Origin of the sequence: Rhizobium sp. BK060 (assembly GCF_014193145.1) — a bacterium.
Lineage (GTDB): Bacteria > Pseudomonadota > Alphaproteobacteria > Rhizobiales > Rhizobiaceae > Rhizobium.
This window is the reverse complement of sequence record NZ_JACHYW010000017.1, coordinates 57,309-81,126: the sequence shown is the minus strand read 5'-3', so window position 1 is coordinate 81,126 and position 23,818 is coordinate 57,309. Positions and strand designations below refer to the sequence as shown.

Below are 23,818 nucleotides of genomic sequence, written 5' to 3'. Positions count from 1 at the left end.
TGCGTTTCTTTCAAGCTGGGACTGCGGCGTTGGCACGCCCGCGCATTCTCGGACCTCTTCGTTCAAGCCGCCGGCTGAACACCGAAAGGGGAAAGCAGAGGCAGAAATACAAGGCCGCGACGATCAGGTAGATCAGGAAAGGCTCGAAGATCGAGTTGTTGATGAGCTGCCCGGCACGGGTGAGCTCGACGAACCCGACGACGGATGCCAAGGAGGTATTCTTGACGATCTGGACGCTGAACCCGACGGTCGGCGGCGTTGCCAACCGAATGGCCTGGGGCAAGATCACCTTGAACATGCGCTGCGGCTTCGACAGGGCGAGGCATTCGGCAGCTTCCCATTGCGACTTCGGAACAGCTTCCAGGCAACCACGCCAGATCTCTCCGAGATAGGCGCTGACGTAGATCGTCAGCGACAGCCCGGCTGCAAGCAGCGGCGTGATCGAATAGCCAAGCGCGGGCAAACCGAAATAGATGATGAACATGATCACGAGGAGCGGCGTGCCCTGGATGAGCTGGACATATCCGCCTGAGATCAGCCGCACCGTGCGCATCGGTGCGATCCGGGCAAGAGCGACAGCAAATCCGCCGATGCCCCCGCCGATGAACGCCATAGCGGTCAAAACAATCGTCCACCATGCGCCTTCCACCAGAAACTGCAGGTGGTTGATATTGAAAGCAGTTGTCATTTCATGGCCCTCTCAAAGAGGCGTTCCAAGTCGACGCCGGCGCGGGAATAGCGCAAGGCCAAGCGCCCAGAACCCGGTCCGCATGACGAGCGACAGACCGAGATAAAGTGTGGCGACGACGATGTAGGTTTCGAATGGACGGTAGGTATCCGACTGGATGAAATTTGCCGCCGCGGTCAGCTCTTCCGTCGATATCTGCGAGGTGATCGACGACGCCAGCATCAGCAGAATGAACTGGCTGGTTAGGGCCGGATATACCCGCTCCATCGCCGGACGCAGCCCGACATGCCAGTAGAGCTGGACAGGCGACAGGCCAAGACATTCGCCCGCCTCCCATTGGCCCTTCTGGATGGAATCGAAGCCAGCGCGCATGATTTCTGCCGTGTATGCACCCACGTTCACCGTCAGCCCTATGACGGCAACAACAATTGCCGAAAACGAGAAGCCGAGACTGGAAAGCCCGAAATAGATGACGAAGATCTGCACCAGGAACGGCGTGTTTCGGATGCATTCGACGTAGGCGGCGGCGATCGCGCGGATGGCAAGGCCGCCGGATCTGCGGGCTATGGCGAAAGCGGTTCCGATGACGAAACCCGTCACGGTCGTGATGAGCGCGAGCTTGGCAGTCAGCTCCAGGCCGTTGACCAGCATGTCCCACCGCTCAAGGACGACTGAAAAGTCAAACATCATGGGTGGACATCCGCAACCGTTGCAACCGACCCACCGTGACCCGTCATCCGGTCGTAGACGCGAAACAGAGCCTGATTGCCGTTGGACCCCTCGCCGTGGGCGCGGGCCTCGACGTACTGCGACGTGACCAGCGCGGTTGCAGGCAGCGGAACGTCCCGTTGTCCAGCCATCTCAAGGACCAGCCGGAGGTCCTTCAGCATCAGGTCGATGCGAAAGCCGGCCTGCGCGTCCCCGGCGATCATCGAGGGGCCGAGCTTCTCGAGCATCCAGGACGACGCCGATCCGCCGAGCAAGACATCACGCATCTGGGAGAGATCGACGCCGCTTGCACGACCCAGCACCAGCGCCTCGCAGACTGCCTGGATGTTGATTGCACAGATCAGCTGGTTGCAGAGTTTCACGGTCTGTCCAGCACCTGAGGTGCCGACATATGTGACTGTTGTTCCCATCGTCTTGAGGACGGCCAACGCGCGGTCGAAAGCAAGCCGCTCTCCACCAACCATGATCGTCAGCGCGGCATTCTTCGCTCCAATTGGCCCACCGGATACCGGCGCATCGAGCATGCAGATCTCATTTGCGGCGAGGTCGACTGCAAGCCTGCGCGTTGCCTCAGGCGAGATCGTGCTCATATCGATATAGACGCCGCCGCTCTTCATGTTGGCGAGCACGCCGTTCGAATAGACAACCTCTTCGACCTGGGGCGTGTTCGGGAGCATGGAGATCGCAACCTCAGCATCCTTGAGCGCATCCGCCACCGATGCGCAGCGCTCGGCGCCCTTTGACACCAGCGCGTCACACGCGCTCGAAGCGATGTCGAACACCCTCACAGGATATCCAGCGGCGACGAGATGCCCGGCCATCTCGCGTCCCATTACGCCAAGCCCAATGAATGCCACTTGCGGCAAACGCTCCTGCGTCATGTCGCTCACTCCTCCTGAAAATTTCTGACGTTTCGAACGCGCTCAGATGCCTCGCTCCAGCGCGGCAAGCTTCTCCACACGGCGCACGAAATCCTCGTTCCGGTCGAATTGCGCGCCGAGATAGGCGGCAACGAGGTCTCGTGCGAGCCAGGGTCCGACGATCTGAGCACCAATGCACATGACGTTCACGTCATCATGCTCGACGCTCTGGTGAGCGGAATGCACGTCGTGGCAAACCGCCGCCCGGATGCCGTTGATCTTGTTGGCGGCGATCGCAGCACCAACGCCGGTGCCGCAAACAAGAATACCGCGTTCTGCCGCCCCTTCGCGCACCCTGGAGCACAACGCGCGGGCGATATCCGGGAAGTCGACCGGCTCCGGCGTGAAGCTGCCGATGTCCTCAATCGTGTGGCCAGCTTCCTTGAGGTAGGCGACCACGTCCGCCTTGAGGGGAAATCCTGCGTGATCGCTACCGATTACAATCTTCATGGTCTTCGTCTTTCCTTGAATGAAATTGCTATTTGGAAGATGCGGTACTTGCTGCGCCGATAACCCGCAGGCTCGCCCGGCGGCGGAAGTCGGCGCCAATTTCAAAGTGCTTGTCCAACAGCGTGTCGGCGGCAACCCGATCGCGCGCGATCAAGGCGTCGAGAATTGAACGGTGGTGATCGACCAGGAACTCTTCGATCCCCTCGACCTGAATTATCTTTTCACGACGCTCGAGATGGGAACGCATCATCAACTGCGCGATCGATGCGTAAAGCGTGACGAGGGTCGGCGAATGTGACGCCTGGACAATCGCCTCATGAAATTGAAAGTCGGCAAGGCCACCCTGCTCGGGATCGTGGATCGTCTCAACGATGTAGCCAAGCGCATCCGTCAGGCGAGCGAAGTCCTGCTCCGTCGCCCGCTGGCAAGCGAGACGCACGGCATGATGCTCGATCGCCTTTCGTGCCTCCATGATGTCGCCGATCACGTCCGACTGGTGTGCAAGCATGAAACTGAAAACGTCGCCAAGCGCCGTTACGTCCGGTCGCTTTACGACGGTCCCCACCCCATGGCGGATTTCGACGGCTCCGACCATCGCCAGAGCGCGCAGCGCCTCTCTCAGCACAGGTCGGCTGACATTGAGTTGGGACGCCAGTTCCCTCTCGGGCAGCAGCAGATCTCCAGCCTTCAGTTCGCCCGACAGCAGCTGATCACGCAGGAACGACACCACACGGCTATGGGCACCGGTATCCGACTGGGATCTGCGAACTGATTTTTCTAAGGTCATGTAACTTCCCTTCAGTGGTAAGACCACTTATATTGCCACTGTCGGAGCCGAGTCAAGCCATTCAGGTGAGATTCATATTTACAACACGTTTTCAGATGCTTAGTTCAGCTCTTCGCGAACTAGCCGCAAGTTTGGAGTTCACCGTGATAACTGTCTTGGGATCAATCAACGTGGATCTCGCCGCTGATACGGAGCGCCTTCCCCTTCCCGGGGAAACGGTCGCGGGCCATCGGTTCACCATTGCGCCAGGGGGCAAGGGAGCGAACCAGGCACTTGCTGCCCGACGCGCAGGAAGCGATGTCCGGTTGGTGGGTGCGGTTGGCAATGACCGGTTCGCTGCAATTTCGTTGGAGATCCTCAAGGCCGAGGGCGTTGATCTTTCCGCAACGCAAGTGTTCGGCAATCAGACCGGAACGGCCGTCATCTACGTCGCAGCCAATGGGGAGAACATGATCGCCGTCGTACCCGGAGCGAACGCTTCGGTGTCAACCTCCCAGGCACTTGAGGCCGTCGACGCAATGAATTCAGGTGACATGCTGATGCTTCAGCTCGAGATCCCCGCCGCCACCATCGAGCGCGCAATCGAGGCGGCAAGGCGCAAGGGCGTCCGGACGGTGCTGAACACCGCACCGTTGACGAAGGAGGCAATTGAGCTCGCAAGGTCCGTCGACATCCTGGTGGCAAACGAGACCGAGTATGATTTGCTCGTGGGTCGGAACCCAGGCCAGTCTGATCGGGCGGGCTCCCTAAGGGCGCTTCATGCCGAAAACGGCCAAACCATCGTCGTCACACTGGGTGCTGAAGGGGTTGTTGCAATCCATCAGGGCGAAATCGTCTCGGTCAAGGGGCTGAAAATCGATCCAGTCGATACGGTTGGCGCGGGCGATACCTTCTGCGGATATTTTGCCTCCTCGCTCGACCACGGCCTCGCGCTCCCGGACGCATTGCGAAGGGCGGCGGTCGCTGGTTCCCTTGCATGCCTTTCATCCGGAGCGCAGCCCGCAATCCCTGCGCGGCTCTTGGTCGAAGCCAATTTGTAGGAGGTGCGTTCGAGGGGCGACTGACGGGTGCTTTGGTCAAAACGGCCACTTTGACCCTGAGACGTGCTTTGCGCCTTGCTCAAATCGGCAACGCCCCTCGATTGTCCATGGCGCTCTTTCGGCAAGCGGGCAATGTGCATCTATACAGGCATCGCCAGGAGAATGGTCGCTGATGCACCTGACTGGTTGAGGAGCGCGCGTGCTTCGCCCGGTCCCAGCCTGCAACTATCCAGTTGTCTCAGCGTGACAGTCTCGGTCTCTGTCTGAACTGTTACTTCGCCCGAAATCACCACGTAGATTTTTTCAACGCCGGCGCCCTTCAAGGAGGTTCGCGCGCCGGGTAGCAGGTGCGACAGGCCAATCCAGATCGTGTCGGTGTCAGTTGCTTCCTTGCCCTGAAGGCGCAGGCATTGCATGTCATAGTGCTCGGCCGCTTCGTAGGGCCGAGCTTCGTTGTAGCGTGTTACTTGCATGTCGCTTGCCTCAAGGCTTCAACAATACGCGGTCCGCCGTTCCGCGCAGGACAGACGCATATGCCTTGGCCGCATCATCGAGCCCGTAGCAGCTGGCCGGATTGATCGGAAAGGGCTTGAGCAGCCCTTCCTCGAACTTCGCTCTCAGCCGGTCGAAGATCCGCGCTCCGTCGACCGACGACAGTGCGAGCGTATCGATGCCGATATATTTGTGGCGGCCGCGGAAGAAGTTGAAGATATCGAACGGCACGGCGCGATCGAAGGTAGAGATGAAGATCTGCCGCGCCTGTTTCGCCATCGCCTTGTTGGCCAGTTCGAAATACGGGCTGCCGACGGTGTTGAAGACGATGTCGGCGCCATGGCCGTCGGTCCGCTCGCGAACGAACGTCGCCACGTCATCCTTGCTGCTATCGAGCATTTCGACCGGGCCGTTGGTGTGGCCCATCAGCGGCTGGGCATTGTATTCGACGGCAAAGACCTTGGCGCCGGCCAGCGTCGCGAGCTGGATTGCCGCCTGGCCGACCTTGCCGTTGCCGCCGCAGACCAGCACGACATCGGTTGGCTGGACGCCACCGGCTTCACGCAGCCCCTCATAGGCGGTGATAAAGGGAACACCGATCGAGCCCGCCTCCTCCATCGTGAAATTGGCGGGCTTCTGGCGTACGGCCTTCTGGTCGAGCACCATCCATTTGGCATGGCTGCCGTCCTGGCTGATGCCGAGCTCACCGCCGCCGCCCCAGATCTCCATGCCGATGAGGTGCTTTGGCCCCTCGCGCACGATGCCGCCGAAGTCGCGGCCCGGCGTGCGCGGCCACACCGCATGCGGCATGTGCCCGAGCGAGGCCTTTACGTCGCTCGGATTGACGCCCGCCGCCATGATCTCGACGAGGACCTGGCCAGGTCCGGGATGCGGTACACAGGTATCTTCGATCTCGATCTGCAGGTTGTCCAGATCCGGCGAGGGAACCGTAACGCGCAGCGCCCTGCCTACCTTTGCATCAATCTGAATGTTCATTGGTATTGTCCTTTCTGAGGCCGGATCGGCCATCGGGATTTCAGGCCTTCAGGTTGAGAATTTGGCGCGCCTGCGACGGCTCGGCGATGCGGCCGCCGAGCTTTTCGATGATGTCGCGTGCGCGCTCGACAAGTTCGCCGTTTCCCTTCGCAAGCACGCCCTTGGCGATGTATGAATTGTCTTCCAGGCCGACGCGCACGTGTCCTCCAAGCAGGTAGGATTGTGCGACCATTGGAAACGACATTCGTCCGACACCGAACCCGCTCCAGACCGCATCCGAGGGCAGCATGCGCGCGGCGGTCGCCATGACATCGGTCGTCGAGGGAAAGCCGTATTTGACGCCGGTGACGATGGTGAACATTGCCGGCGACTTAAGGACGCCGGCGGCAAGCAGGTCCCGGGCAAGCTGGATATGGCCGGTATCGAACACCTCGAGCTCCGGCTTCGAACCGGCGCCTTGGATGATTTCCGCCATGATCTTGATGTTGCCGGGCGTGTTGATCACGACCTCGGAGCCGAAGGTCATCGTATTGAGATCGAGCGTGGCGATATCGGGTTTCAGGACGACGATATGCTCCACGCGCCTTTCGGGCCGCATCAGCGTTGTCCTTGGTCCGGCGACCGCCGGATTCTCGTCGCTCGGATGATAGCGCCCCCCCGGTCCCGTCGTGATGTTGAGGATCAGGGCATCGTTCTTCGCCCGGATACGCTCGACGACTTCGCGATAGTATCCAAGCTCCATCGACGGCTTGCCGGTTTCGGGATCGCGCACGTGAATATGGGCAATTGCGGCGCCGGCATCGGCGGCTTCAAGGCAAGAATTGGCGATCTCCTCGGGCGTCACCGGCAGTCCGGGATGGTTTTCCCGCGTTGTGAGATTCCCGGTGACAGCGCATGTGATGATAACGTTCTGCTGCATCAGAGATGCCTCCCTCCGTCGACGACGAGACGAGTGCCCGTGGAGAATTTGAGATGGGTCGCGCAGGCGAGGATGGCCTCGGCCACATCGGTCGGCGTCGTGATACGCTTCAGCGGCGTTGCCGCAGCCGCCTTGTCCTTGAACTCCTGGCCGCGACCGGGAACGAATTCGGTATCGACCACGCCTGGTGAAACGGCCATCACCCGGATTGCCGGGGCAAGCGCTCGCGCTAGCGAATTCGTCATGATGTCGAGGCCTGCCTTGGCGCCGCAGTAGGCGATGTTCGACCCGATGCCGGTGAACGCCGCAATCGACGAGACATTGACGATAAGACCGTCGTCGGTGGCAGCTAGCGCCGGCGCAAAAGCCCGGATGGTCGCAAAGACCCCGCGCCAGTTGTTGACAAAGACCTGGTCGATGATCTCGTCGGTGAGCGCCTCGAGATCGGCGTGCGGCACCGGCTTCGTAGCGCCGGCCGCGTTTACCAGGATGTCGGCGCGTCCGCAGGCCGAAAGCGCCGCGGCATGGAACGCCACGATCGACGACGTATCTTCGATCGCAACCGGAAGCGCGATGTGGCCGCTTCCCGGCAACGCCTCGGCAATCGCCCTTGCCGTCTTCTCCGCGGATCGATAGCCGATCACCACTCTCGCCCCCGCCTGGGCAAGGAGGCGGCACGCCTCACTGCCGATGCCGCCGGAGCCACCGACCACGACCGCGACCCGGCCCTTGAGAGCATCGGATTGAACAATCTCGCTCATGTGTCAGGCCTTCGTTCCGGAGATGGGCGGGATCGGATAGGTCGACTCGCCGGCAAGCAGCTTGAAAGTGTATTCGCAGGTATAGAAGGGGAGCTGCTCGCCCGGATAATCCGGGTGCGGCTCCCAATGCTCGACAAAATCGCCGACGATCTGCGCCTTGGCGCCGAACACGACGTCGCTCGCAAGCGCTTCGCGCGTATCGGAAAATATCTGCGTGATCAGCGTCTTGTGGCCGGGTGCCGAAACGATGAAGTGTATGTGCGCCGGCCGCATCGGGTGACGCTTCTGCGCGTGGAGCAAGACGCCAACCGGACCACCCGTCGGGACAGGATAGCCAGCGGGCTTGACCGACTTGAAGCGGAAGCTGCCCGTCTCGTCCGTGTGGAAGACGCCGCGCAGATTGAAATCGTCCTGGTCACTGTCCTGGTTCTCGTAGAGACCCACGGGGGACGCCTGCCAGATGTCGAGCTTGGCGCCTGCGACAGGCGCTCCATCCACACCGATCACGCGGCCGGAGAAAAACAATGCTGGTCCTGGGGTCTCGGATCGCGCAATGCACTCGCCGTCCGCGCATTCCGGCGCATGGCCCCTGTAGAACGGGCCAAGCAGCGCCGACATCGTCTCGCCCTGCATGCCGTCATTGTTGATGAGATCGATCAGCGTCGACGCGCCGAGAACATCGGCTGCCAGCACGACCTCATTGTTGGTTTCGTGCGTGTGGTGGCCAAGGGCCGCGATCCAGCGCAGCCCATATTCGAACTCTTCCTCGGTTGGGCGCGTCTCGACGATGAATTGGTGGAGATGGTTGATCAGGGCGTCCATGACCGCCTTGAGACGCGGGTTGTTGGTGTTCGCCATGGCGGTCAGCACCGTTGGCGTGACGTCCGCGATCGTCGCGATTAGTCGCGGTTCGATGGTTACGTGTTGCACTGTAGTCTCCTCCTATGTGCTGGCGCGACCGCTCACGCCGCGACATGCGCCGTCTGTTTCAGGGATTGCAGGTGGGGGTATTTCTCGGTCAGCAGTGACCCGTGATAGTAAGTCTGCACGAATGCATCGCTCGCCTTGATGTTGTGCAGCCAAAGGTCGATCTGAGGTGCGTCGGCCCAGAGATGGCTAAGGTTGATGTCGTCCATCCGGATGATGACCGGCATGATGGCGATATCGGCCAATGTCAGATCGGCGCCGAGCAACCAGGGGCCGCCACCTTCGCGCAGCCAATGGGCCATGCGGTCGATCCCCCGTTTCAGGCGCCCGATGGCTTCGTCCATCTCCGATTGCGCAAAGCCCGTCCGCCCCATCTTCAACAGGAACTCGCGGCGCAGAGGCTTGTTTTCACAAACGGCGAGGAACTCCGCTTCCGTCATCGCCTGGTAATGCGGCAGGAAAGCCAGATTGTAGGATGGCACACGCACGGCTGGCGTCGGCACCTCGTCGATGAAGCGCATCATTGCTCGCATCCGTGCAACCTCCAGGGGGGCGCGTGGTCGCAAAGGCGCGATGTCGCCAAGCGTGTCCTCGAGATATTCCATGATGACGGCGGAATCGACGATCGGCGTTCCGTTGTGGACCAGGGTCGGGACGACGCCATTCGGGTTGATCGCCAGATACTCGGGCTTCAACTGATCGCCCCTGAAGAGGTCGAGCCGATGCTCCTCGAAGGCCTTTCCCTTGGTGTGAAGCGTATAGCGAACGCGCTGACTGCAGGTCGATTGGGGCGCATTGTACAGTACGTATTCAGACATGGCTTTCTCCCCTTGCCGCCTTGGGCAAGTTCATTTCGGACGATGAGTGGTTCTTCGCGTTGACCGATCAGTCCCAGTTCAAAACCCGCGGAAGCTTGCCTTTCTTGGCAAGGGTTCCAACGAGACCGAGCGGGAAGAAGACGAGGCCCAGCGCCATGATCAGGCCGGTTCCAAGGATATTCAGCTCGGAGGCGCCCATCGTCGCCACGAAAGCCTCATTGAGTGCGACAATGGCGATGGCTCCGATCACCGGGCCTGCGATCGTGCCCTTTCCACCCAGAATGCACATCAGGACAAGGTTCGCCGAAATGCCGATGATGATGAAGATGTTGGGGCGCAGGTAGGTCAGATACTCACCCCAGACCGCTCCGGTCATACCTACGAAGAACGCCGACAGCGCGAAGGCCAACACCTTGTAAAGGCGGGTGTTGATCCCGGCGCTTTCCGCCTTGATCTCATCCTTGGAAATCGCTCGGAGGCCCAGTCCAAATTTCGAGTGCTTGATCCTGTAGCTTGCCCAGACCGTGAAGGCGGCAATCGCGATGAAAGCGTAGTAGTAAGGCAATTTGGTCCATTGCGCCGACAGGCTGTTGGCCGGAAGCGTCAGGCCGTTGGTGCCGCCGATGAACGCCCAGTTGTCGAAAAGGATTCGGGCAATCATCAGAAGCGCGATCGAGGAGATGATGAAGCTTGGGCCGCGAACGCGCAAAGTGATTAGCCCGACAAGATACCCAACCGCCGCCGAGACTAGACCAGCCAGAGGTGCCGTCACGATCGTGGAGATACCGTACCGGGCAAGCAGCATTCCGGCCACGTAACCGCCGACACCGAAGAAGACGCTGTGGCCGAGTGAGATATAGCCCGCGAAACCTCCCAGTATGTTCCACCCGGAGGCCATCGCCGCAAAAGATGCAGCGAAGAGCACCAAGTGAAGCAGGTAATTGAAATTGCCCGCGAACTGCAAAAGTGGCAGGGCGATCAGGATCGTGAGGAGCATGACCGGAAACCAGGCTGCCCGCGTTTGATCGGCCTTCAGCGCCAGTTTCTCGTTATGAGCACGGCGGGCTTCAACCACGCTGTTCGTGCTTACGTGAGGAAAAGTGACTGTCATTACGCCATCTCCGGTTTTTCGCCGAACAGCCCCTGAGGCCGGACAAGCAGGACGATGAAAAGGGCCAGGAAGAAAGTCATCGTTGACCAGGTCGCGCCTACCCAGGCACCAACGAAGGCCGCGATGACAGATAGGCCAAGGGCTGCCACGACCGTGCCAAGGATGCTGCCCATGCCTCCCAGAACCACGACAGACATCAGCATCGCCACCCACTCCCAATGCTTTGCCGGGAAGAAGCTGAAGACAAAGCTGACGAGTGAACCGGCGGCACCCGCGAGACCAATGCCGATAGCGAACGCCAGGATGCTGATCGCATTGACATTGACGCCCAACAATTCAGCGGCCTCGCGGTTCTGCGTCGTCGCGCGGATGGCATTTCCCAGCTTCGAAAACTTCAGGAAGAGCGTGAGGCCACCGACGATCAGTAGCGAGACTATACCGGCATAGAGCTGGCCCTTCGGAATGAAGAGGTCGCCAATGAAGATCGCGTCGGTCGCATAGGCTGGAGAGGTGATGCGTTGCGTGTTGCTAAAAAGGCCACCGAGCAAGCCCTCGACCATCGTCGCCAGGGCGAAGGTTAAAAGCACCGTCATCTCCGAGTACCTCGCGCTCTTCGCCTCGCGCTCGAACAGCAGCTTGTAGAGAACGACCCCCACCACAGCCATGACAATCGAAGCAACCGGCAGCATGAGGATCGGATCGAGACCGAGCATCTTGAAGGCCCAATAGGCGATGTATGCACCGCCAATTATCAGCGCGGGATGAGCAAGGTTCACGATACGCATGACACCAAAGACCAGCGACAGTCCTGATCCCATGAGAGCTATGACGCCGCCGAGCGCGAGCCCGAGAACCAATATCTGGATAAGTTCAGCCATGTTGTTCCCCCTTTCAGGCAGCAGCCTTCTTGCCGCCAAGGTAGAGTTCCCGGACGCGAGGGTCCGCTAGAATATCGGGCGCAGGCCCTTGGAAGATCGTCCGGCCGAGGTCGAGCACGACCCCCCAGTCTGAATTCTTGAGGCCCATCAGAGCATTCTGTTCGACAAGCAACACCGTGATGCCGTCCGATGACATCATCTTCATGATGTCGAACATCTCCTGGATCACTTTTGGGGCCAGGCCGAGCGATGGTTCGTCCAGCATGACGATGCTTGGCTTGATGATCAGCGTGCGGGCCATGGCCAGCGTCTGCTGCTGTCCACCCGACATCGTCCCGGCGTGCTGATCCGCCTTTTCCTTGAGCATCGGGAAACGTTCCAGGATTTCATTAACGCGCCGTTGAAGCACTTTTTGATCATTCAGGATGAAGCCACCCATCCGCAGATTTTCTCGTACCGTCATCTTCGGGAACAGCGCTCGCTCCTGCGGGACGAAGCAGATTCCTTCACGCAGGATCTGGTCGGGACGCATGCCGTTCAGCCGCTTGCCCTTGAAGATCACGTCGCCGTTGCGGATCTTGAGCATGCCGCAGATTGATTTCAGCAGGGTCGACTTGCCCGCGCCATTCGGACCGATGATGCAGTGAACCTTGCCTGGCTCGACAGTTAAGCTGGCACCATCGAGGATAGCGGGGCCATCCCCGTAACCAGCCGTGATGTTAGTAACCTGGAGGAGTTCGTGCATCACGCCGCCTCCTCTTCCAGCACACCACCGAGATAGGCGTCGAGGACTTGGGCGTCCTTGCGCACGATATCGGGGGGGCCCGAACAGATGACCCTGCCCTGCGCCATGACCACGACCTTGTGGGATAGGCGCATGATGAGATCCATGTTGTGCTCGACGATAAGGACCGTGAGCCCCATTTTGTTGAGCGCCCGAATCCGATCGACGATCTCCTCCATGAGCGTGGGATTAACGCCCCCCGCCGGTTCGTCGAGCAGGATGATCTTCGGATCCGACATAAGAAGTGCTGCAAGGTCCATCAGCTTCTTCTGTCCATAGGAGAGGTTGTGCCCATCCTCGTAGGCGATGCGTGTGATCCCAAGAAAATCCAGGATCGACATCGCCTTGTCCTTCTCCTCGCGGCTCATGGCCGGTCGGAAGAGGCCGCCAAGACCGTGCACCTTCGACTGGACGATGACATTTTCGATCACCGTCATGTCCGACAGATTGCGAGATATCTGGAAGGTGCGGCTGAGCCCTTTCGCCGTGATCTTGTGCGGGCGCAGCTGGTCAATGCGTTCGCCATCCAACCAGATTTCGCCGGATGTCGGTGTAACAGTACGGCTGATGCAGTTGAAAGCGGTGGTCTTTCCCGCTCCGTTCGGTCCGATTAGAGCCGTGATCGATCCTTTTTCGACTGTGAAGGAAGCGGCGTCGACCGCGCGCAATCCTCCATAGTGCTTGCATAGATTCCTGACCTCGAGCATTGCCCGGCCTCCTTGTCGTCTGCTGGCTTGGAAACCGCGGAGCGGCTTTTAGCGACCCCGCGCGAGGTCTCGTCAGAAACCGGCCTTGGGATAGCTGAGCGCCGAAACGCCCTGAAACTCATCCTTGGGGTAGACAAACTTCAGCTGCCCACCCTGCCACTGCGTCATGATGTACGACTTGTCCTTGGCAAGACCCCGATCATCCCAGGAGAAACGACCAAGCACGGTGCGCACCGGATTGTCCTTTGTGCGCTCATGCAGCCATTCACCCATCTTAGCATTGTCGGTGGAACCGGCCCCGGCGATCGCCTGCTCGATCCCCTGGCAGACAGCAAAGGGAATGGCGCTGTCTTCATCAGGATCGATCCCATAGGCAGCGTTGAACGCGTTCACGAAGTCGGCGTTGGAGAATGGCTTGCCTGCCAGCGTGCTTTCGAAGGGAGCATCCTTGTGCCAGTTGGCGTGAACCATCACGCCTTCGGCCGCGCTTGCGCCGACGCCCTCGATAAACTCGTGCTGGGCGCCCTGGCTGAGATAAACGAATTTCGGCGTCGCGCCGACTGTCTTGAGCGCACGTGTCAGCTGCACGGCCTCCTCCTCGGACGCGGTCAAGCCGACGATCAGTTCGGCGCCCGAACGCTTGATCGAGTTGGCAAGGTTCAGCCAGTCATTGAAGCCGTCATCGGGCCATTTTTCCTGCATGACGACGTCGATGCCCGCTTCCTTGAGATATCCCGGCGCGAGGTCGGCGATCTGCTTGTTTGTCGCCGCGTCGACCACCTTCTCGCCAAGCAGGCCCGAGGCGATCGCGTTGGCGAAGAAGTCATCGGCATGAACGATCGCGGCAGACTTCGGCCCCTGCCCTGCCGGGATCAAGTCCTTGATGACGTTGACCACGTCCTTGCCGGTGTACTCGGCAGCACCAACTTGAAAATAGAAGAGGTTCTTGTAGCCCTGCTCATAGATGCGCAACGCGCCCCCGGAAGGGACTGCATGGACCATGTTGTACTTGGAAAGAATGCTTGCCACCGGATAGGTCAGGCGGCTCGAGAAGGTCCCGTATACGGCGTCGACCTTGTCGACATTGATGAAACGCTCGTACTGATTGATTGCCGTTGCCGGATCCGAACGGTTGTCGCTGACGACAAGATCGACCTGGCGGCCGAGAATGCCACCGGCGTCGTTGATCAGCTTCGTGCACAGCTCATAGCCGCGCTTGTGCTTCTCGCCACTGACGGCGAGGCCGCCGGTAATCGGCAGTGAAGCGCCGATCTTGATGTCTTGCGCGTGCACCAGTGACGCGTTGAGCGCCAAGGCCGCTGTTGCTGCCAGAAGGACTGAAAGTTTCATCGATGCTCCTCCATTCGCCGAAACTTAATGCAATCGATTGCATAAATCCGCAAAGCTCTCCCCGGACCGTCGGCTCCCCGCCAAAGGCTGCCAGAGCCCGCCGACCATCGCTTCACGCAATCGATTGCACAGTTCATAGCACGCAAGTTTTCAGATCGTCAACGATTTCATGCAATCGATTGCTTAATTTTGCGCAAGTCGTAGAATGAAAGCCGTCGAGGAAACGCGTCTATGTTGAAAAAACGAATTACATTAAAGGACATAGCCAGAGAGACCGGGGTTCACGTCTCCACCGTCTCGCGCGCGCTCGATCCTGTTGAACGCAAGCATTTGACCGGCGAAGTCGCCAGCCGCATTCAGGCTGCCGCGGATGCCCTGGGGTATCGCCCCAATCGGATAGCCGCCGGTCTTCGCACGAACAGGACCATGACCGTCGGCGTGATGATCCCTGATATAACCAACGTGATCTTCCCGCCGATCCTTCGCGGCATAGAATGCGTCCTCGAGCCGCTGGGCTATGCCTCCATCATCGTCAATACCGACAGCGACGCTGAACGGGAAGAGCGACTGATCGACGTGCTGCGCGAGCGTGGCGTCGACGGGATCATCCATGCCGCCGTGCTGCGCAGCGATCCCGCGATCGCCAGGGCCGCCCAGGACGGCTTGCCTGTGGTAACGCTGAACAGAAAGGTTGATGGCTCGCCCATTCCCTCGGTCGTGAACGACGAGGATTCCGGCATCTGCCAGATGCTGCGGCACCTGAAAAGCCTTGGCCATACCCGCATTGCCCATATAGCCGGCCCGCAGGATTTGTCGACGGGCCAGCTTCGCCTGGCTGCGTTTCGCAAAGCAGCCGGCGACATGAACGTCGACGTCGCCGATGATCTGATCGCTGTTGCTCCACGGTTCGACGAGGCAGAGGGCGCGCGCTGCCTTGCGGCGCTTTTGGCAACCGGCAAGGCGTTTACGGCCGTCCTTTGCGCCAACGACCGATTGGCGCTTGGCGCTATCGAAGCATTGAGGGAACGAAACATTGCGTGCCCGCAACAGGTTTCGGTCACCGGATTCAACGATATGCCATTCCTGAACCTGATTCAGCCTAAGCTCACAACGATCCGCATCGAGCAATTCGGAGCCGGAAAGGCGGCTGCAAACATCCTCCTGCAGCTCTTGAACAACGACGGCGCGGCTGCGAGGGAAACGATCTTGCCTGTGAAGCTTGTCGTTCGCGACAGCACGGGCCCCGCCTCATTGCACTGAGATATATTGGGGTCGGAACAAGTTCGAATTCGTTCGAGGCTTTTATCAACGAAAGACAGCTAGGGCAGATTTGATGGTGATGCCTCCGCTATGACTACGGCGCATTTGGCGGCCGGTAGCAGCACGGAACACTTGCATTAAATTGCAGTGCAGGAGGTACTCGTGACCAAAGGATCTTCTTGCTTTCCTTGTCGTTTCGGCTTTTGCGCACTGCTTGGCCGGTAACAGCGCGCTGGGACCATCTGAAGCCGAATTCATGGAAATACAGATCGGCAAGTTCCGGGCTGATGTGGTGAAAGACGCCTGCGATGGTTCGCCGGACCCGTGCATTGAACCCCTCGGCTGAATTGACATGGACGGCATCCCGGACACATTCGCGGCTGGAGTGGTTGACCGTCTCGTGTGCGGCAAAGCTTTCGTCTATGGCAACGAATGCCTTTGCTTCGTCACTCATCAAATGCGCTCGAAGTTCAACTTGTGTTGCAACTGCTCGAACGGCAGCACGCAACGAAAGGCCGGTGACGACAGCCGCACGGGCATCGCCGGCACTTGAACCCGGTGTGAGCGAAAAATCGCATCAAAGATACTACGTTACAAGGAACTTGCTGTCTTTGGTTGATAAGAGCCGCGTACGATTTCGCACTCTCTTGTTCCGCCCCCAATCCGGGGCAAAGTAGTCATCGATGCAAGGTGGCAATAAGGCGAGCTGTCCTCTGTCCATGGCTTCAATGAAGCTCATATCCCTCAGTCCTGACTTGTCGCTTCCTCGCGCTCCGAGTCCTTGTTTTCGCGCTGCGTCGCCCAGGTGAGCAGCGCGTCCAAAGCCGGGCACAGGGCCTGTCCCCAGTCCGTGAGGCAGTATTCGACCTTCGGGGGCACCTGATGGTGGACGATGCGGCGCACGATCCCGTCCTTTTCCATCTGCCGAAGTTGCTGGATCAGCATTTTCTGGGAGATTCCCGGGATCGCGCGTTCGAGATCGGAGAAGCGCAGAACATTCCCGCCAAAGAGGTGAAACAGGATCACCAGCTTCCAGCGCCCCTCAAGAAGCTTGAGCACGTTCTCGACGCCTTCGGCTGCTGTTTCTCGCGTATATGGGTGCGACATACTTTTCTGTAAGTACCTTACTTTTTTGTGTGTTCTTGCGCTTTTGGAAAGTTAGGCCATTTTCGACAATCAAACAAGTTCAAACCCGGAGATCGATCATGCCCCTCGCACTACCCAAGCCCATAGACGACTACTTTGCCGCGGATACGACGGATGGTATGGCAGTTGCGAAATGCTTCACGCTCGATGCCGTGGTCATCGACGAGAAGAAGACGTACACGGGGCGCGATGCGATCGCGGCGTGGAAGTCCGAGGCATCCGCAAAGTACAATTATATCGCCGAGCCCGTAGCCATTGACGATCAGGGCGACAGGGTCATCGTCACCGCACATCTGACCGGGAATTTTCCGGGAAGCCCGGTGGACCTTCGCTATGCTTTCACGCTCTGTGGTGATGCGATCGCCCGGCTGGAGATCGTCCCATGAGCTTCGATCTGGGCCTTGATGGAAAACGTGCCCTCGTAACGGGCGGCACCAAGGGGGCGGGTGCAGCGGTCGTTCAAGCATTGGCGGCCGCAGGCGCGCACGTCGCGGCAACGGCCAGGACCGTACCCAAGAATGGAACGGGGAACATCCATTACATCGCGGCCGACCTGTTGACCGCACAGGGTTGCGCCAAGGTCGCCGAGAAAGTGCTTCAGACATTCGGCGGCATCGACATCCTCGTCAATGTGCTTGGAGGATCAAGCGCGCCGGCGGGTGGCTTTTCGGCATTGACCGATCAGGAATGGCAGAAGGAAATCGATCACAATCTCATGCCTGCCGTCCGGCTCGATCGGGCGCTGCTTCCGTCGATGATCGCACAGGGATCAGGCGTCATTATCCATGTGACGTCGATCCAGCACGAACTGCCTCTGCCGGAATCGACGACGGCCTACGCAGCAGCGAAAGCGGCGCTGTCGACCTACAGCAAGAGCCTGTCGAAGGAAGTGACCCCCAAGGGCATCAGAGTTGTTCGCGTGTCGCCGGGCTGGATCGAGACAGACGCCGCCGTGGCGCTCGCGGAACGGCTCGCGAGGGAGGCCGGCACCGATTATGAGGGTGGCAAGAAGATCATCATGAATTCGCTCGGCGGAATTCCGCTCGGTCGACCCGCTAAGCCAGGTGAGGTCGCCGATCTGATAGCCTTCCTGGCATCGCCGCGTGCCGCAGCCATATCCGGCACTGAATATGTCATCGACGGCGGGACCGTTCCCACCGCTTGAGGCTTCAGAGTTGCGGTGTCGGCGTCTCCTCCACGCGTTTTCGCACAGCCTGCCCTGCGACGCCCCCCCGTAACGATGACAACCTTACTCATAGTCCTGTCCTTCCAAGAAATATCTTGGTTGCGGCATGCGCTCAATGCGATCCGCGTCCAATGGGTACGCAACCGATATCGGTGATTTCACCTCCCGCGATAATCGGCAGGTTCCGAAGTCACCTTTCGGAAATTGCGAGAAATCACCTTGAATTTCGCAGGAGGAAGCGTCGCATGCGCACCTCTCGCCACTGTCAGCGAAGTCATAAGGCCAAGGATGCGGTCCTTTAGGCAAAAGCGCCCAATCGGGTAGCGGATTTTCTAGAGCGCGTCCTTTGAAATCGGAATCCGGATTGGGCCCCACGAATGCGCCAACTACGTCGCGGCTGCAGGATATGACCCTGATTGAAAGTGGCTGCTCTTAGATTGCCGCGTTCCTGCAAACCGTCAGAACGAAGAATTCGCGGTAGCAGAAATCAGGCTGATCAAGCAGGCTCTCCGGATTTGCTGCCAGTTCCTTCCAATAATACTGATCGCTTTCAGGGAGGTCGTAATTTGGCGCTGCAGTCGTGAAATAGGAGATTAAGTCGCGTACATAATTGCGCGTGTGCTCGCCAGCAGGGGCCCACCGTTCAACGAGCCAGCCTTTGCGCCAGACGATCTCCATCCCTGCATCTCGCAAAAGTCTGGGAAGCGAAGAGCCACAATCGGTGCCAAGCACTCCCTTGTCGCGGAACGTCTGCAATCGCGCCGTCATGAAGCGGCTAAACACCCCGCGATCCATAGGTAGTATCTGCAGAAGCGTCGAATCGAAGTCCTTTACGGCGAGGATGCCGCCCGGCTTCAATACGCGCTTTACCTCATCCGTGGCCTGCTGAAATTCCGCCAGCGTGAGATATTGCATAACATTGGCCGACCATACGCAATCGAAGGAAGCATGATTGAAAGGAAGTGACAGAATGCTGCCAACGCGGGTGCGCACCTTCGACCGATCCAGGACATCCTTAATCAAGCTCTCGGCGCGTTGAATATTCTCAGGCGCAAGATCAAGAGCTGCCACGGACCCGTTGGAGCCAGTCAGCTCGCAGATGAGCGGAAGGAAGCTTCCGCTCCCGCATCCCGCATCGAGCACGTCCCAGCCATGTTGCATTCCAACTTGGGTAAGTGCGTCTTCGTATTCCGGCCGTGATGACTCGAAATGAAGATCGAGCCAGCTTGCGTCACTCGCTTCATGGCCGGTCGATGTTGAATTTCTGCTGGTACTGATGTTCCCCTCCGCGAATCGCCGATAATATCGGACCTCGATAACTGGCTGAGGTAAACAGACGCGACATCTGATGGCAACTAATCCGTTATCGCCATAAGACGCCCGCCGGACGCATAGCGAGATGACCCTGATTAAAACGGACGTGCTCTACCTAGATCCCGCTAGTGCGTTCGTGTTGATGCAGGATCAATTTCGATAACAATCCCGTACCTTAGAGCCTTATCTCTGGTTTCGTCGATTGCCTGCTGGATCCGAGAGACCACAATGTCGAACTCGGGGCCCTCCAGGGATGCCATCTCCCGAGCGACGCTCAGGGCGAATATCAGTTGCGCTATGTTGGCTTCATCCATGGCAGCGTCCTCGCCGACAACAAAAAGCCTATCGACATTCCACGGATGCTGCAATGCACAATATTGGTAAGGATTATTCAGCAATAAAGGTCCCGACCGGACGCCATAAGTGAGCCGACAGGAACCAGCTTCAGCCGGGTGAAATCCTCCGGGAAAAGGACTTGCTTCCGCTCGGTACAGAGTGCTCATTTCCTGCGATCTACGGAAAAGCCGTCCTATCCGTTAACCTGCGAGGGTAGACGCATATGCCGGGTCAATACGACCATGAAGTGCGCTCCACCGACGCGAAGCGGTAAAACCGCAAGCGTGCCATTGGCACGACCCGTCATTTCCTCTACGGCCGAAGCCGACCTACGACCACAGAACAAAAGGATCCATGTGATGACCGAGAAGAACCCCGCCGGCAACTTCCCTGCCGGGTATGAAGTACCCAAGGTATGGACCTGGGAGAAGGGAAACGGCGGGCAGTTTGCTAACATCAACAGGCCGATCGCTGGCCCAACCCACGACAAGCAACTGCCTGTAGGCAAGCATCCCCTGCAGCTCTATTCGCTGGCGACGCCGAACGGCGTCAAGGTGACGATCATGTTGGAGGAACTGCTTGCACTCGGACACACAGGCGCAGAATACGACGCGTGGCTGATCAGGATCGGCGAAGGCGACCAATTCGGCTCAGGCTTCGTGGAAGTCAACCCGAACTCGAAGATCCCTGCCCTGATCGACCGGTCGACGCCTGAGCCGACGCGCGTTTTCGAAAGCGGATCGATCCTGCTCTACTTGGCGAAGAAGTTCGACGCCTTCCTTCCAAAAGAGCACAAGGCGCAGACGGAAACGATCAACTGGCTCTTCTGGCAGATGGCCTCGGCGCCCTATCTTGGTGGCGGCTTCGGCCATTTCTATGCCTACGCGCCGGTGCACATCAAATATGCCATCGACCGCTTCTCGATGGAAGTGAAGCGGCAGCTTGACGTGCTCGACCGTCATCTTGGCGCCAACAGCTTCATGGCGGGCGACGAATATTCGATCGCCGACATCGCAATCTGGCCCTGGTACGGCAACCTCGCGCAGGGCAAGGTGTACGGGGACGCCGGAAGCTTTTTGGACGTCCAGACCTACAAAAACCTGCAGCGCTGGAGCGCCGAGATCGGCGAACGTCCAGCAGTCAAACGCGGCCGTATGGTCAACCGGACAAACGGCGATCCGTCGGAACAGCTCCACGAGCGTCACGACGCCTCCGACTTCGAAACAAAGACGCAAGACAAGATCGGCTGAAGGACCGGAGGAAGCAGCTAGGCGCGGCTCACATTTGTCCGCTGGCCTGCTGTTGGTGTGACCGCCCAGCTGCTCAACCCTGCTGAGAGCTCCCGTCCGACTGCGCCAGCAGTCGCGGGGGTTCTTCCGCCAATCGTCGTGCCAAAGCACAGCGGCTGTCGCGCGTGGGCAAAATCAGAAAACGTTGATTTCTTAAGTCGCCGAACTCATGCAATGTCTTCGACGATTGATATGACTTCGGCGTCCCGCATCACGGCCCCAGATTTGCTGAGCGAGCGATTGAGCGACGCCCTCACCTTTTTCTTGTAGCGATCGACGGCCTGCCCGCTGACCTCGCGCGGCATTGGTAAATTGATTGCTATTTCTTCCATGATGCGACCGGGCGAAGGCTGCATGACGATAACCCGGTGCGCCAAAGCAACCGCCTCCTCGATATCGTGCGTAACGATAATCATCGTCGAGTGCGTCTGGCGCCAGATGCCGACAAGGTGGTTTTGAAGTGCTGAGCGCGTCAGCGCATCGAGCGCCGAAAACGGCTCATCGAGCAGCAAAACCTCCGGCTGCGTCACCAGCGCGCGGGCAATGGCAGCGCGTTGCGCTTGTCCGCCCGAAAGCTCCTTCGGCAGGCTGTTCTCGTAACCTGCCAGATGAACCTGAGCCAACGCAGCCGTTGCTCTTTTATCGCGCTCACGACGGTCGAGATGGCTCAGACCGAAGCGGATGTTTTCGCCGACGGTAAGCCACGGCAGCAGGCGCGGTTCCTGGAATATCAGATTGATAAGTTGGTGCGGCGCACGAACGGCCTCGCCATTTATGGCGATTTTACCCGCCGTCGGCTGATCGAGCCCGCTGATCAGTCGCAACAACGTACTCTTGCCGCAACCCGAGCCGCCAATGACGGCAACGATTTCTCCAAGATGGACCTCAAGGCTGAAGCCCTGGAGTGCGACGACGCCATTCTGATAGGTCTTCGACAAGCCTTCGACCGACAACATCACGTACCCCCCTTTTTGTAGTTGTCCTGCCAGGCGACGAGGGGCGCGCTTATGGAAACGATCAGTCCGTCGGATAGCTTGCCGATAATGGCAAAGATGATAATTGCCGCGACGATCTGATCGGGCTTGCCAAGCTGCTGGCCATCAACGAGCAGATAGCCCAACCCCTCGGAAGCGCCCATGAATTCTGCCGCAACGACGAACATCCAGCCAAGCCCCAGGCCGGCCCGCAGCGCCACGATCAAGGCCGGCAGGACGGCGGGAAAAAGGATGCGTCGGGCAAGCTCCAACCCGGAGAGGCGGAAGATGCGGCCCACCTCAACGATCTTACGGTCGACCGAAAGCAGAGCCGTGGAAAGGCCGAGATAAACAGGAAAGAAGACCCCTGTCGCGATCAGCATCACCTTGGATGTTTCAAAGATGCCAAACCAGAGAATGAAGAGCGGCACCCAGGCAATCGATGGGATGGCACGAAGAGCCTGAAGGCTCGGATCGACCAAAGCCCGCGCTGTGGTGAAAAAGCCGGTCAACGTTCCAACAACCACGCCTGCTGCAGCCCCGGCCAGAAAGCCAAAGAGAACACGTAGACAGGTGGAGGCGACATGTCGGTAAAGTTCGCCGTTCTCTGCGAGCTGCCAGAGCGCAGCGATAATGCGGGAAGGAGGCGGCACCAGCCGTCCGGAGGAAAAACCGAAAGAGACTGCCGCTTGCCAAAGCAGAAAGGCGCCGGCCGGCACAGCAATGGAAAGTAAGAACCTTTTCCAAATTGCCGGCCGGGCGCCTGTCCTATTGCCCGCTATCCGTTCACGCAGCTGACCTGACAAGACTTCAATTGCTGTCAACGCTTGTGATCCATTACTGAGTAGCGGCGCTATTGAAACTCGTGTCGATCAGGCTGGTGGTTATCGCAGCGAGATCCGCATCAGCCGGAAGCACGCCGGCCTGCTGCAAAGCAACACCGGCCTTCAGCATCGTTACCCGCTGCTCGTCGCCGATCTGCGAATGCGTCAAGTCCGTGCGCTCCAGTTGCTTCGAGATGACAGCATCGGGAAGCTTGGCGGCTTCGATCAGAGCAGACTTCAGTGCCTGCGGATCGGCAACTGCCTGCTTTCGCGCCGTCTCGTAGACAGCAAGTACGCGCTTCACAATGTCTGGGTGCTCTTTTGCGAAGGTCTCCGTCGTGTTGAGTACGCCCCAGCTATTGTTCTCCGGCTTGCGGAAGAACAGCTTGGCGCCGTCTTCCACCTCCGCGGCCGCCATCAAAGGATCAAGACCTGCCCAAGCATCGACGTCGCCGCGGGTAAGGGCCAGACGGCCATCGGCATGTTGCAGAAGGACAAATTTGACGTCGCCTTCCTTGAGACCAGCATCGGCCAGAGCGCGGACAAGGAAAATATGCGGGTCGGTACCGCGCGTCACGGCCACGGTCTTGCCCTTGAGATCAGCGACGCTGGCGATCTTCGAATCCTTACCCGTAACAAGTGCTGTCCATTCGGGCCGTGAAAAGACATAGATCGACTTCACAGGGTTACCGTTGACGCGCGCAATCAAAGCCGCAGCGCCCGCCGTGGAGCCGAAATCGATTGAAGCGGCATTGAGAAACTCGAGCGCCTTATTCGAGCCCGCAGACTGAACCCAACGGACAGCAATGCCATCCTTTTCGAATTCCTTCTCCAGCAAGCCCTCTTTTTTGAGAAGCAGGCTCACCGGATTGTAGGTTGCCCAGTCGACGCGAATTTCGGAAACGTCCGCGGCGGAAACCTGCTGCAGTCCTGCGCCAATAAAAGCGGCCATCGCCACGATACGCAAAATGATCGACTTCATATCCCTCTCCAGCTTTGCATTATTGCCGTGTAGCGTAGGGAGGGACGTCAAAAATTTCTAGAAATGACGTTTCAATGTCCACTAAGTTTATGGAATTTATGACGTGCTTACGCGTAGCTTTGAGGTCTTATTCAGCTATCTGCGGGCCGT

The 23,818-nt window shown here is 59.0% G+C and carries 27 protein-coding genes and 1 pseudogene; 5 read left to right on the top strand and 23 right to left on the bottom strand.

The genetic code is table 11. The annotated features are described in order from the left end of the window. Nucleotides 1-10: 10 nt before the first annotated feature. Genes FHT71_RS19380 through FHT71_RS19360 form a run of 5 tightly spaced genes read right to left on the bottom strand, consistent with a single transcriptional unit; the run spans nucleotide 11 to nucleotide 3,574 of the window. Nucleotides 11-688 (bottom strand): amino acid ABC transporter permease, encoded by a 678-nt coding sequence (locus tag FHT71_RS19380; protein ID WP_132592622.1) that lies wholly within the window; start codon nucleotides 686-688, stop codon nucleotides 11-13. A 12-nt stretch (nucleotides 689-700) separates the two neighbouring features. Beyond that, on the bottom strand, nucleotides 701-1,378 hold the full coding sequence (locus FHT71_RS19375; RefSeq protein ID WP_132592624.1) for an amino acid ABC transporter permease: 678 nt from the start codon (nucleotides 1,376-1,378) through the stop codon (nucleotides 701-703). Further along, nucleotides 1,375-2,298: an NAD(P)-dependent oxidoreductase gene (locus FHT71_RS19370; protein WP_132592626.1), complete on the bottom strand. Its 924-nt coding sequence runs from the start codon at nucleotides 2,296-2,298 to the stop codon at nucleotides 1,375-1,377. Before FHT71_RS19370 ends, FHT71_RS19375 begins: the two co-directional genes overlap by 4 nt. A 42-nt stretch (nucleotides 2,299-2,340) precedes the next feature. Next, entirely contained in the window at nucleotides 2,341-2,787 is a 447-nt protein-coding gene (rpiB, locus tag FHT71_RS19365; RefSeq protein ID WP_132592628.1) for a ribose 5-phosphate isomerase B, read from the bottom strand. 28 nt (nucleotides 2,788-2,815) lie between these two features. Next, complete coding sequence (locus tag FHT71_RS19360; RefSeq protein ID WP_132592630.1) at nucleotides 2,816-3,574, bottom strand: FadR/GntR family transcriptional regulator; 759 nt, start codon at nucleotides 3,572-3,574, stop codon at nucleotides 2,816-2,818. A gap of 143 nt (nucleotides 3,575-3,717) precedes the next feature. On the opposite strand from FHT71_RS19360, the gene FHT71_RS19355 reads away from it, so the two are divergent. Then, the gene (locus FHT71_RS19355; RefSeq protein ID WP_132592632.1) at nucleotides 3,718-4,614 is read left to right on the top strand and encodes a ribokinase; all 897 of its coding nucleotides are present in this window, start codon (nucleotides 3,718-3,720) and stop codon (nucleotides 4,612-4,614) included. Nucleotides 4,615-4,754: 140 nt separating this feature from the next. Here FHT71_RS19355 and FHT71_RS19350 read toward each other — a convergent pair whose 3' ends face one another. From FHT71_RS19350 to FHT71_RS19300, 11 genes are all read right to left on the bottom strand, one after another. After that, nucleotides 4,755-5,087 carry a cupin domain-containing protein gene (locus FHT71_RS19350; RefSeq protein WP_132592634.1) on the bottom strand — a complete coding sequence of 111 codons (333 nt, stop codon included), beginning with the start codon at nucleotides 5,085-5,087 and terminating at the stop codon, nucleotides 4,755-4,757. Between the two features lie 10 nt (nucleotides 5,088-5,097). After that, nucleotides 5,098-6,102: a zinc-binding alcohol dehydrogenase family protein gene (locus FHT71_RS19345; RefSeq protein ID WP_132592636.1), complete on the bottom strand. Its 1,005-nt coding sequence runs from the start codon at nucleotides 6,100-6,102 to the stop codon at nucleotides 5,098-5,100. Nucleotides 6,103-6,142: 40 nt separating this feature from the next. After that, entirely contained in the window at nucleotides 6,143-7,021 is an 879-nt protein-coding gene (locus FHT71_RS19340; RefSeq protein WP_132592638.1) for a 3-keto-5-aminohexanoate cleavage protein, read from the bottom strand. Continuing rightward, complete coding sequence (locus FHT71_RS19335; protein WP_183721496.1) at nucleotides 7,021-7,782, bottom strand: SDR family oxidoreductase; 762 nt, start codon at nucleotides 7,780-7,782, stop codon at nucleotides 7,021-7,023. Before FHT71_RS19335 ends, FHT71_RS19340 begins: the two co-directional genes overlap by 1 nt. Nucleotides 7,783-7,785: 3 nt before the next feature. Beyond that, nucleotides 7,786-8,712: a dioxygenase gene (locus FHT71_RS19330; protein ID WP_245505518.1), complete on the bottom strand. Its 927-nt coding sequence runs from the start codon at nucleotides 8,710-8,712 to the stop codon at nucleotides 7,786-7,788. 32 nt (nucleotides 8,713-8,744) lie between these two features. Continuing rightward, entirely contained in the window at nucleotides 8,745-9,527 is a 783-nt protein-coding gene (locus tag FHT71_RS19325) for a glutathione S-transferase family protein (RefSeq protein ID WP_132592642.1), read from the bottom strand. A 67-nt stretch (nucleotides 9,528-9,594) separates the two neighbouring features. Then, nucleotides 9,595-10,638 (bottom strand): branched-chain amino acid ABC transporter permease, encoded by a 1,044-nt coding sequence (locus FHT71_RS19320; protein ID WP_132592644.1) that lies wholly within the window; start codon nucleotides 10,636-10,638, stop codon nucleotides 9,595-9,597. Next, nucleotides 10,638-11,516: a branched-chain amino acid ABC transporter permease gene (locus FHT71_RS19315; protein WP_132592646.1), complete on the bottom strand. Its 879-nt coding sequence runs from the start codon at nucleotides 11,514-11,516 to the stop codon at nucleotides 10,638-10,640. The genes FHT71_RS19320 and FHT71_RS19315 overlap by 1 nt, the downstream gene beginning before the upstream one ends. A gap of 13 nt (nucleotides 11,517-11,529) precedes the next feature. Next, complete coding sequence (locus FHT71_RS19310) at nucleotides 11,530-12,261, bottom strand: ABC transporter ATP-binding protein (RefSeq protein WP_183721493.1); 732 nt, start codon at nucleotides 12,259-12,261, stop codon at nucleotides 11,530-11,532. Then, nucleotides 12,261-13,007 (bottom strand): ABC transporter ATP-binding protein, encoded by a 747-nt coding sequence (locus tag FHT71_RS19305; RefSeq protein WP_183721490.1) that lies wholly within the window; start codon nucleotides 13,005-13,007, stop codon nucleotides 12,261-12,263. Before FHT71_RS19305 ends, FHT71_RS19310 begins: the two co-directional genes overlap by 1 nt. Nucleotides 13,008-13,079: 72 nt before the next feature. Beyond that, the gene (locus FHT71_RS19300) at nucleotides 13,080-14,357 is read right to left on the bottom strand and encodes an amino acid ABC transporter substrate-binding protein (protein ID WP_132592652.1); all 1,278 of its coding nucleotides are present in this window, start codon (nucleotides 14,355-14,357) and stop codon (nucleotides 13,080-13,082) included. Between the two features lie 231 nt (nucleotides 14,358-14,588). Between FHT71_RS19300 and FHT71_RS19295 the strand changes: the two genes are divergently transcribed. Then, a complete protein-coding gene (locus FHT71_RS19295) occupies nucleotides 14,589-15,617 on the top strand; it encodes a LacI family DNA-binding transcriptional regulator (protein WP_132592654.1) in 1,029 nt (342 codons plus the stop codon). A 45-nt stretch (nucleotides 15,618-15,662) separates the two neighbouring features. On the opposite strand, the pseudogene FHT71_RS19290 reads toward FHT71_RS19295, so the two are convergent. Next, nucleotides 15,663-16,182, bottom strand: a pseudogene (locus FHT71_RS19290) (transposase); the annotation flags it as partial. 179 nt (nucleotides 16,183-16,361) lie between these two features. Beyond that, complete coding sequence (locus tag FHT71_RS19285) at nucleotides 16,362-16,724, bottom strand: helix-turn-helix domain-containing protein (protein ID WP_132592656.1); 363 nt, start codon at nucleotides 16,722-16,724, stop codon at nucleotides 16,362-16,364. A 98-nt stretch (nucleotides 16,725-16,822) separates the two neighbouring features. Between FHT71_RS19285 and FHT71_RS19280 the strand changes: the two genes are divergently transcribed. Beyond that, nucleotides 16,823-17,149: a nuclear transport factor 2 family protein gene (locus FHT71_RS19280; protein ID WP_132592658.1), complete on the top strand. Its 327-nt coding sequence runs from the start codon at nucleotides 16,823-16,825 to the stop codon at nucleotides 17,147-17,149. Next, complete coding sequence (locus tag FHT71_RS19275; protein ID WP_132592660.1) at nucleotides 17,146-17,928, top strand: SDR family oxidoreductase; 783 nt, start codon at nucleotides 17,146-17,148, stop codon at nucleotides 17,926-17,928. The genes FHT71_RS19280 and FHT71_RS19275 overlap by 4 nt, the downstream gene beginning before the upstream one ends. A 453-nt stretch (nucleotides 17,929-18,381) precedes the next feature. On the opposite strand, the gene FHT71_RS19270 is transcribed toward FHT71_RS19275, so the two are convergent. Together FHT71_RS19270 and FHT71_RS19265 are read right to left on the bottom strand one after the other, a co-directional pair. Further along, the gene (locus tag FHT71_RS19270; RefSeq protein ID WP_245505519.1) at nucleotides 18,382-19,110 is read right to left on the bottom strand and encodes a class I SAM-dependent methyltransferase; all 729 of its coding nucleotides are present in this window, start codon (nucleotides 19,108-19,110) and stop codon (nucleotides 18,382-18,384) included. A 278-nt stretch (nucleotides 19,111-19,388) separates the two neighbouring features. Next, nucleotides 19,389-19,577: a hypothetical protein gene (locus FHT71_RS19265; RefSeq protein WP_132592664.1), complete on the bottom strand. Its 189-nt coding sequence runs from the start codon at nucleotides 19,575-19,577 to the stop codon at nucleotides 19,389-19,391. 381 nt (nucleotides 19,578-19,958) lie between these two features. On the opposite strand from FHT71_RS19265, the gene yghU reads away from it, so the two are divergent. Further along, nucleotides 19,959-20,849 carry a glutathione-dependent disulfide-bond oxidoreductase gene (gene yghU / locus FHT71_RS19260; protein ID WP_132592666.1) on the top strand — a complete coding sequence of 297 codons (891 nt, stop codon included), beginning with the start codon at nucleotides 19,959-19,961 and terminating at the stop codon, nucleotides 20,847-20,849. 206 nt (nucleotides 20,850-21,055) lie between these two features. On the opposite strand, the gene FHT71_RS19255 is transcribed toward yghU, so the two are convergent. The 3 genes from FHT71_RS19255 to FHT71_RS19245 are packed head-to-tail and all read right to left on the bottom strand — an operon-like array spanning nucleotide 21,056 to nucleotide 23,638. After that, nucleotides 21,056-21,844 (bottom strand): ABC transporter ATP-binding protein, encoded by a 789-nt coding sequence (locus FHT71_RS19255; RefSeq protein WP_132592668.1) that lies wholly within the window; start codon nucleotides 21,842-21,844, stop codon nucleotides 21,056-21,058. After that, complete coding sequence (locus FHT71_RS19250) at nucleotides 21,844-22,644, bottom strand: ABC transporter permease (RefSeq protein WP_348649313.1); 801 nt, start codon at nucleotides 22,642-22,644, stop codon at nucleotides 21,844-21,846. The genes FHT71_RS19255 and FHT71_RS19250 overlap by 1 nt, the downstream gene beginning before the upstream one ends. A gap of 55 nt (nucleotides 22,645-22,699) precedes the next feature. Further along, nucleotides 22,700-23,638, bottom strand: a complete 939-nt coding sequence (locus tag FHT71_RS19245; protein WP_183721562.1) for an aliphatic sulfonate ABC transporter substrate-binding protein — start codon at nucleotides 23,636-23,638, stop codon at nucleotides 22,700-22,702. Between the last annotated feature and the right edge of the window lie 180 nt (nucleotides 23,639-23,818).

Bases quoted from the DNA above. Each gene is read 5' to 3' on its own strand.
- FHT71_RS19380 (WP_132592622.1), bottom strand. From the start codon at position 688: ATGACAACTGCTTTCAATATCAACCACCTGCAGTTTCTGGTGGAAGGC.
- FHT71_RS19375 (WP_132592624.1), bottom strand. From the start codon at position 1,378: ATGATGTTTGACTTTTCAGTCGTCCTTGAGCGGTGGGACATGCTGGTC.
- FHT71_RS19370 (WP_132592626.1), bottom strand. From the start codon at position 2,298: ATGACGCAGGAGCGTTTGCCGCAAGTGGCATTCATTGGGCTTGGCGTA.
- rpiB (WP_132592628.1), bottom strand. From the start codon at position 2,787: ATGAAGATTGTAATCGGTAGCGATCACGCAGGATTTCCCCTCAAGGCG.
- FHT71_RS19360 (WP_132592630.1), bottom strand. From the start codon at position 3,574: ATGACCTTAGAAAAATCAGTTCGCAGATCCCAGTCGGATACCGGTGCC.
- FHT71_RS19350 (WP_132592634.1), bottom strand. From the start codon at position 5,087: ATGCAAGTAACACGCTACAACGAAGCTCGGCCCTACGAAGCGGCCGAG.
- FHT71_RS19345 (WP_132592636.1), bottom strand. From the start codon at position 6,102: ATGAACATTCAGATTGATGCAAAGGTAGGCAGGGCGCTGCGCGTTACG.
- FHT71_RS19340 (WP_132592638.1), bottom strand. From the start codon at position 7,021: ATGCAGCAGAACGTTATCATCACATGCGCTGTCACCGGGAATCTCACA.
- FHT71_RS19335 (WP_183721496.1), bottom strand. From the start codon at position 7,782: ATGAGCGAGATTGTTCAATCCGATGCTCTCAAGGGCCGGGTCGCGGTC.
- FHT71_RS19325 (WP_132592642.1), bottom strand. From the start codon at position 9,527: ATGTCTGAATACGTACTGTACAATGCGCCCCAATCGACCTGCAGTCAG.
- FHT71_RS19320 (WP_132592644.1), bottom strand. From the start codon at position 10,638: ATGACAGTCACTTTTCCTCACGTAAGCACGAACAGCGTGGTTGAAGCC.
- FHT71_RS19315 (WP_132592646.1), bottom strand. From the start codon at position 11,516: ATGGCTGAACTTATCCAGATATTGGTTCTCGGGCTCGCGCTCGGCGGC.
- FHT71_RS19310 (WP_183721493.1), bottom strand. From the start codon at position 12,261: ATGCACGAACTCCTCCAGGTTACTAACATCACGGCTGGTTACGGGGAT.
- FHT71_RS19305 (WP_183721490.1), bottom strand. From the start codon at position 13,007: ATGCTCGAGGTCAGGAATCTATGCAAGCACTATGGAGGATTGCGCGCG.
- FHT71_RS19300 (WP_132592652.1), bottom strand. From the start codon at position 14,357: ATGAAACTTTCAGTCCTTCTGGCAGCAACAGCGGCCTTGGCGCTCAAC.
- FHT71_RS19295 (WP_132592654.1), top strand. From the start codon at position 14,589: ATGTTGAAAAAACGAATTACATTAAAGGACATAGCCAGAGAGACCGGG.
- FHT71_RS19285 (WP_132592656.1), bottom strand. From the start codon at position 16,724: ATGTCGCACCCATATACGCGAGAAACAGCAGCCGAAGGCGTCGAGAAC.
- FHT71_RS19280 (WP_132592658.1), top strand. From the start codon at position 16,823: ATGCCCCTCGCACTACCCAAGCCCATAGACGACTACTTTGCCGCGGAT.
- FHT71_RS19275 (WP_132592660.1), top strand. From the start codon at position 17,146: ATGAGCTTCGATCTGGGCCTTGATGGAAAACGTGCCCTCGTAACGGGC.
- FHT71_RS19270 (WP_245505519.1), bottom strand. From the start codon at position 19,110: ATGCAACATGGCTGGGACGTGCTCGATGCGGGATGCGGGAGCGGAAGC.
- FHT71_RS19265 (WP_132592664.1), bottom strand. From the start codon at position 19,577: ATGGATGAAGCCAACATAGCGCAACTGATATTCGCCCTGAGCGTCGCT.
- yghU (WP_132592666.1), top strand. From the start codon at position 19,959: ATGACCGAGAAGAACCCCGCCGGCAACTTCCCTGCCGGGTATGAAGTA.
- FHT71_RS19255 (WP_132592668.1), bottom strand. From the start codon at position 21,844: ATGTTGTCGGTCGAAGGCTTGTCGAAGACCTATCAGAATGGCGTCGTC.
- FHT71_RS19245 (WP_183721562.1), bottom strand. From the start codon at position 23,638: ATGGCCGCTTTTATTGGCGCAGGACTGCAGCAGGTTTCCGCCGCGGAC.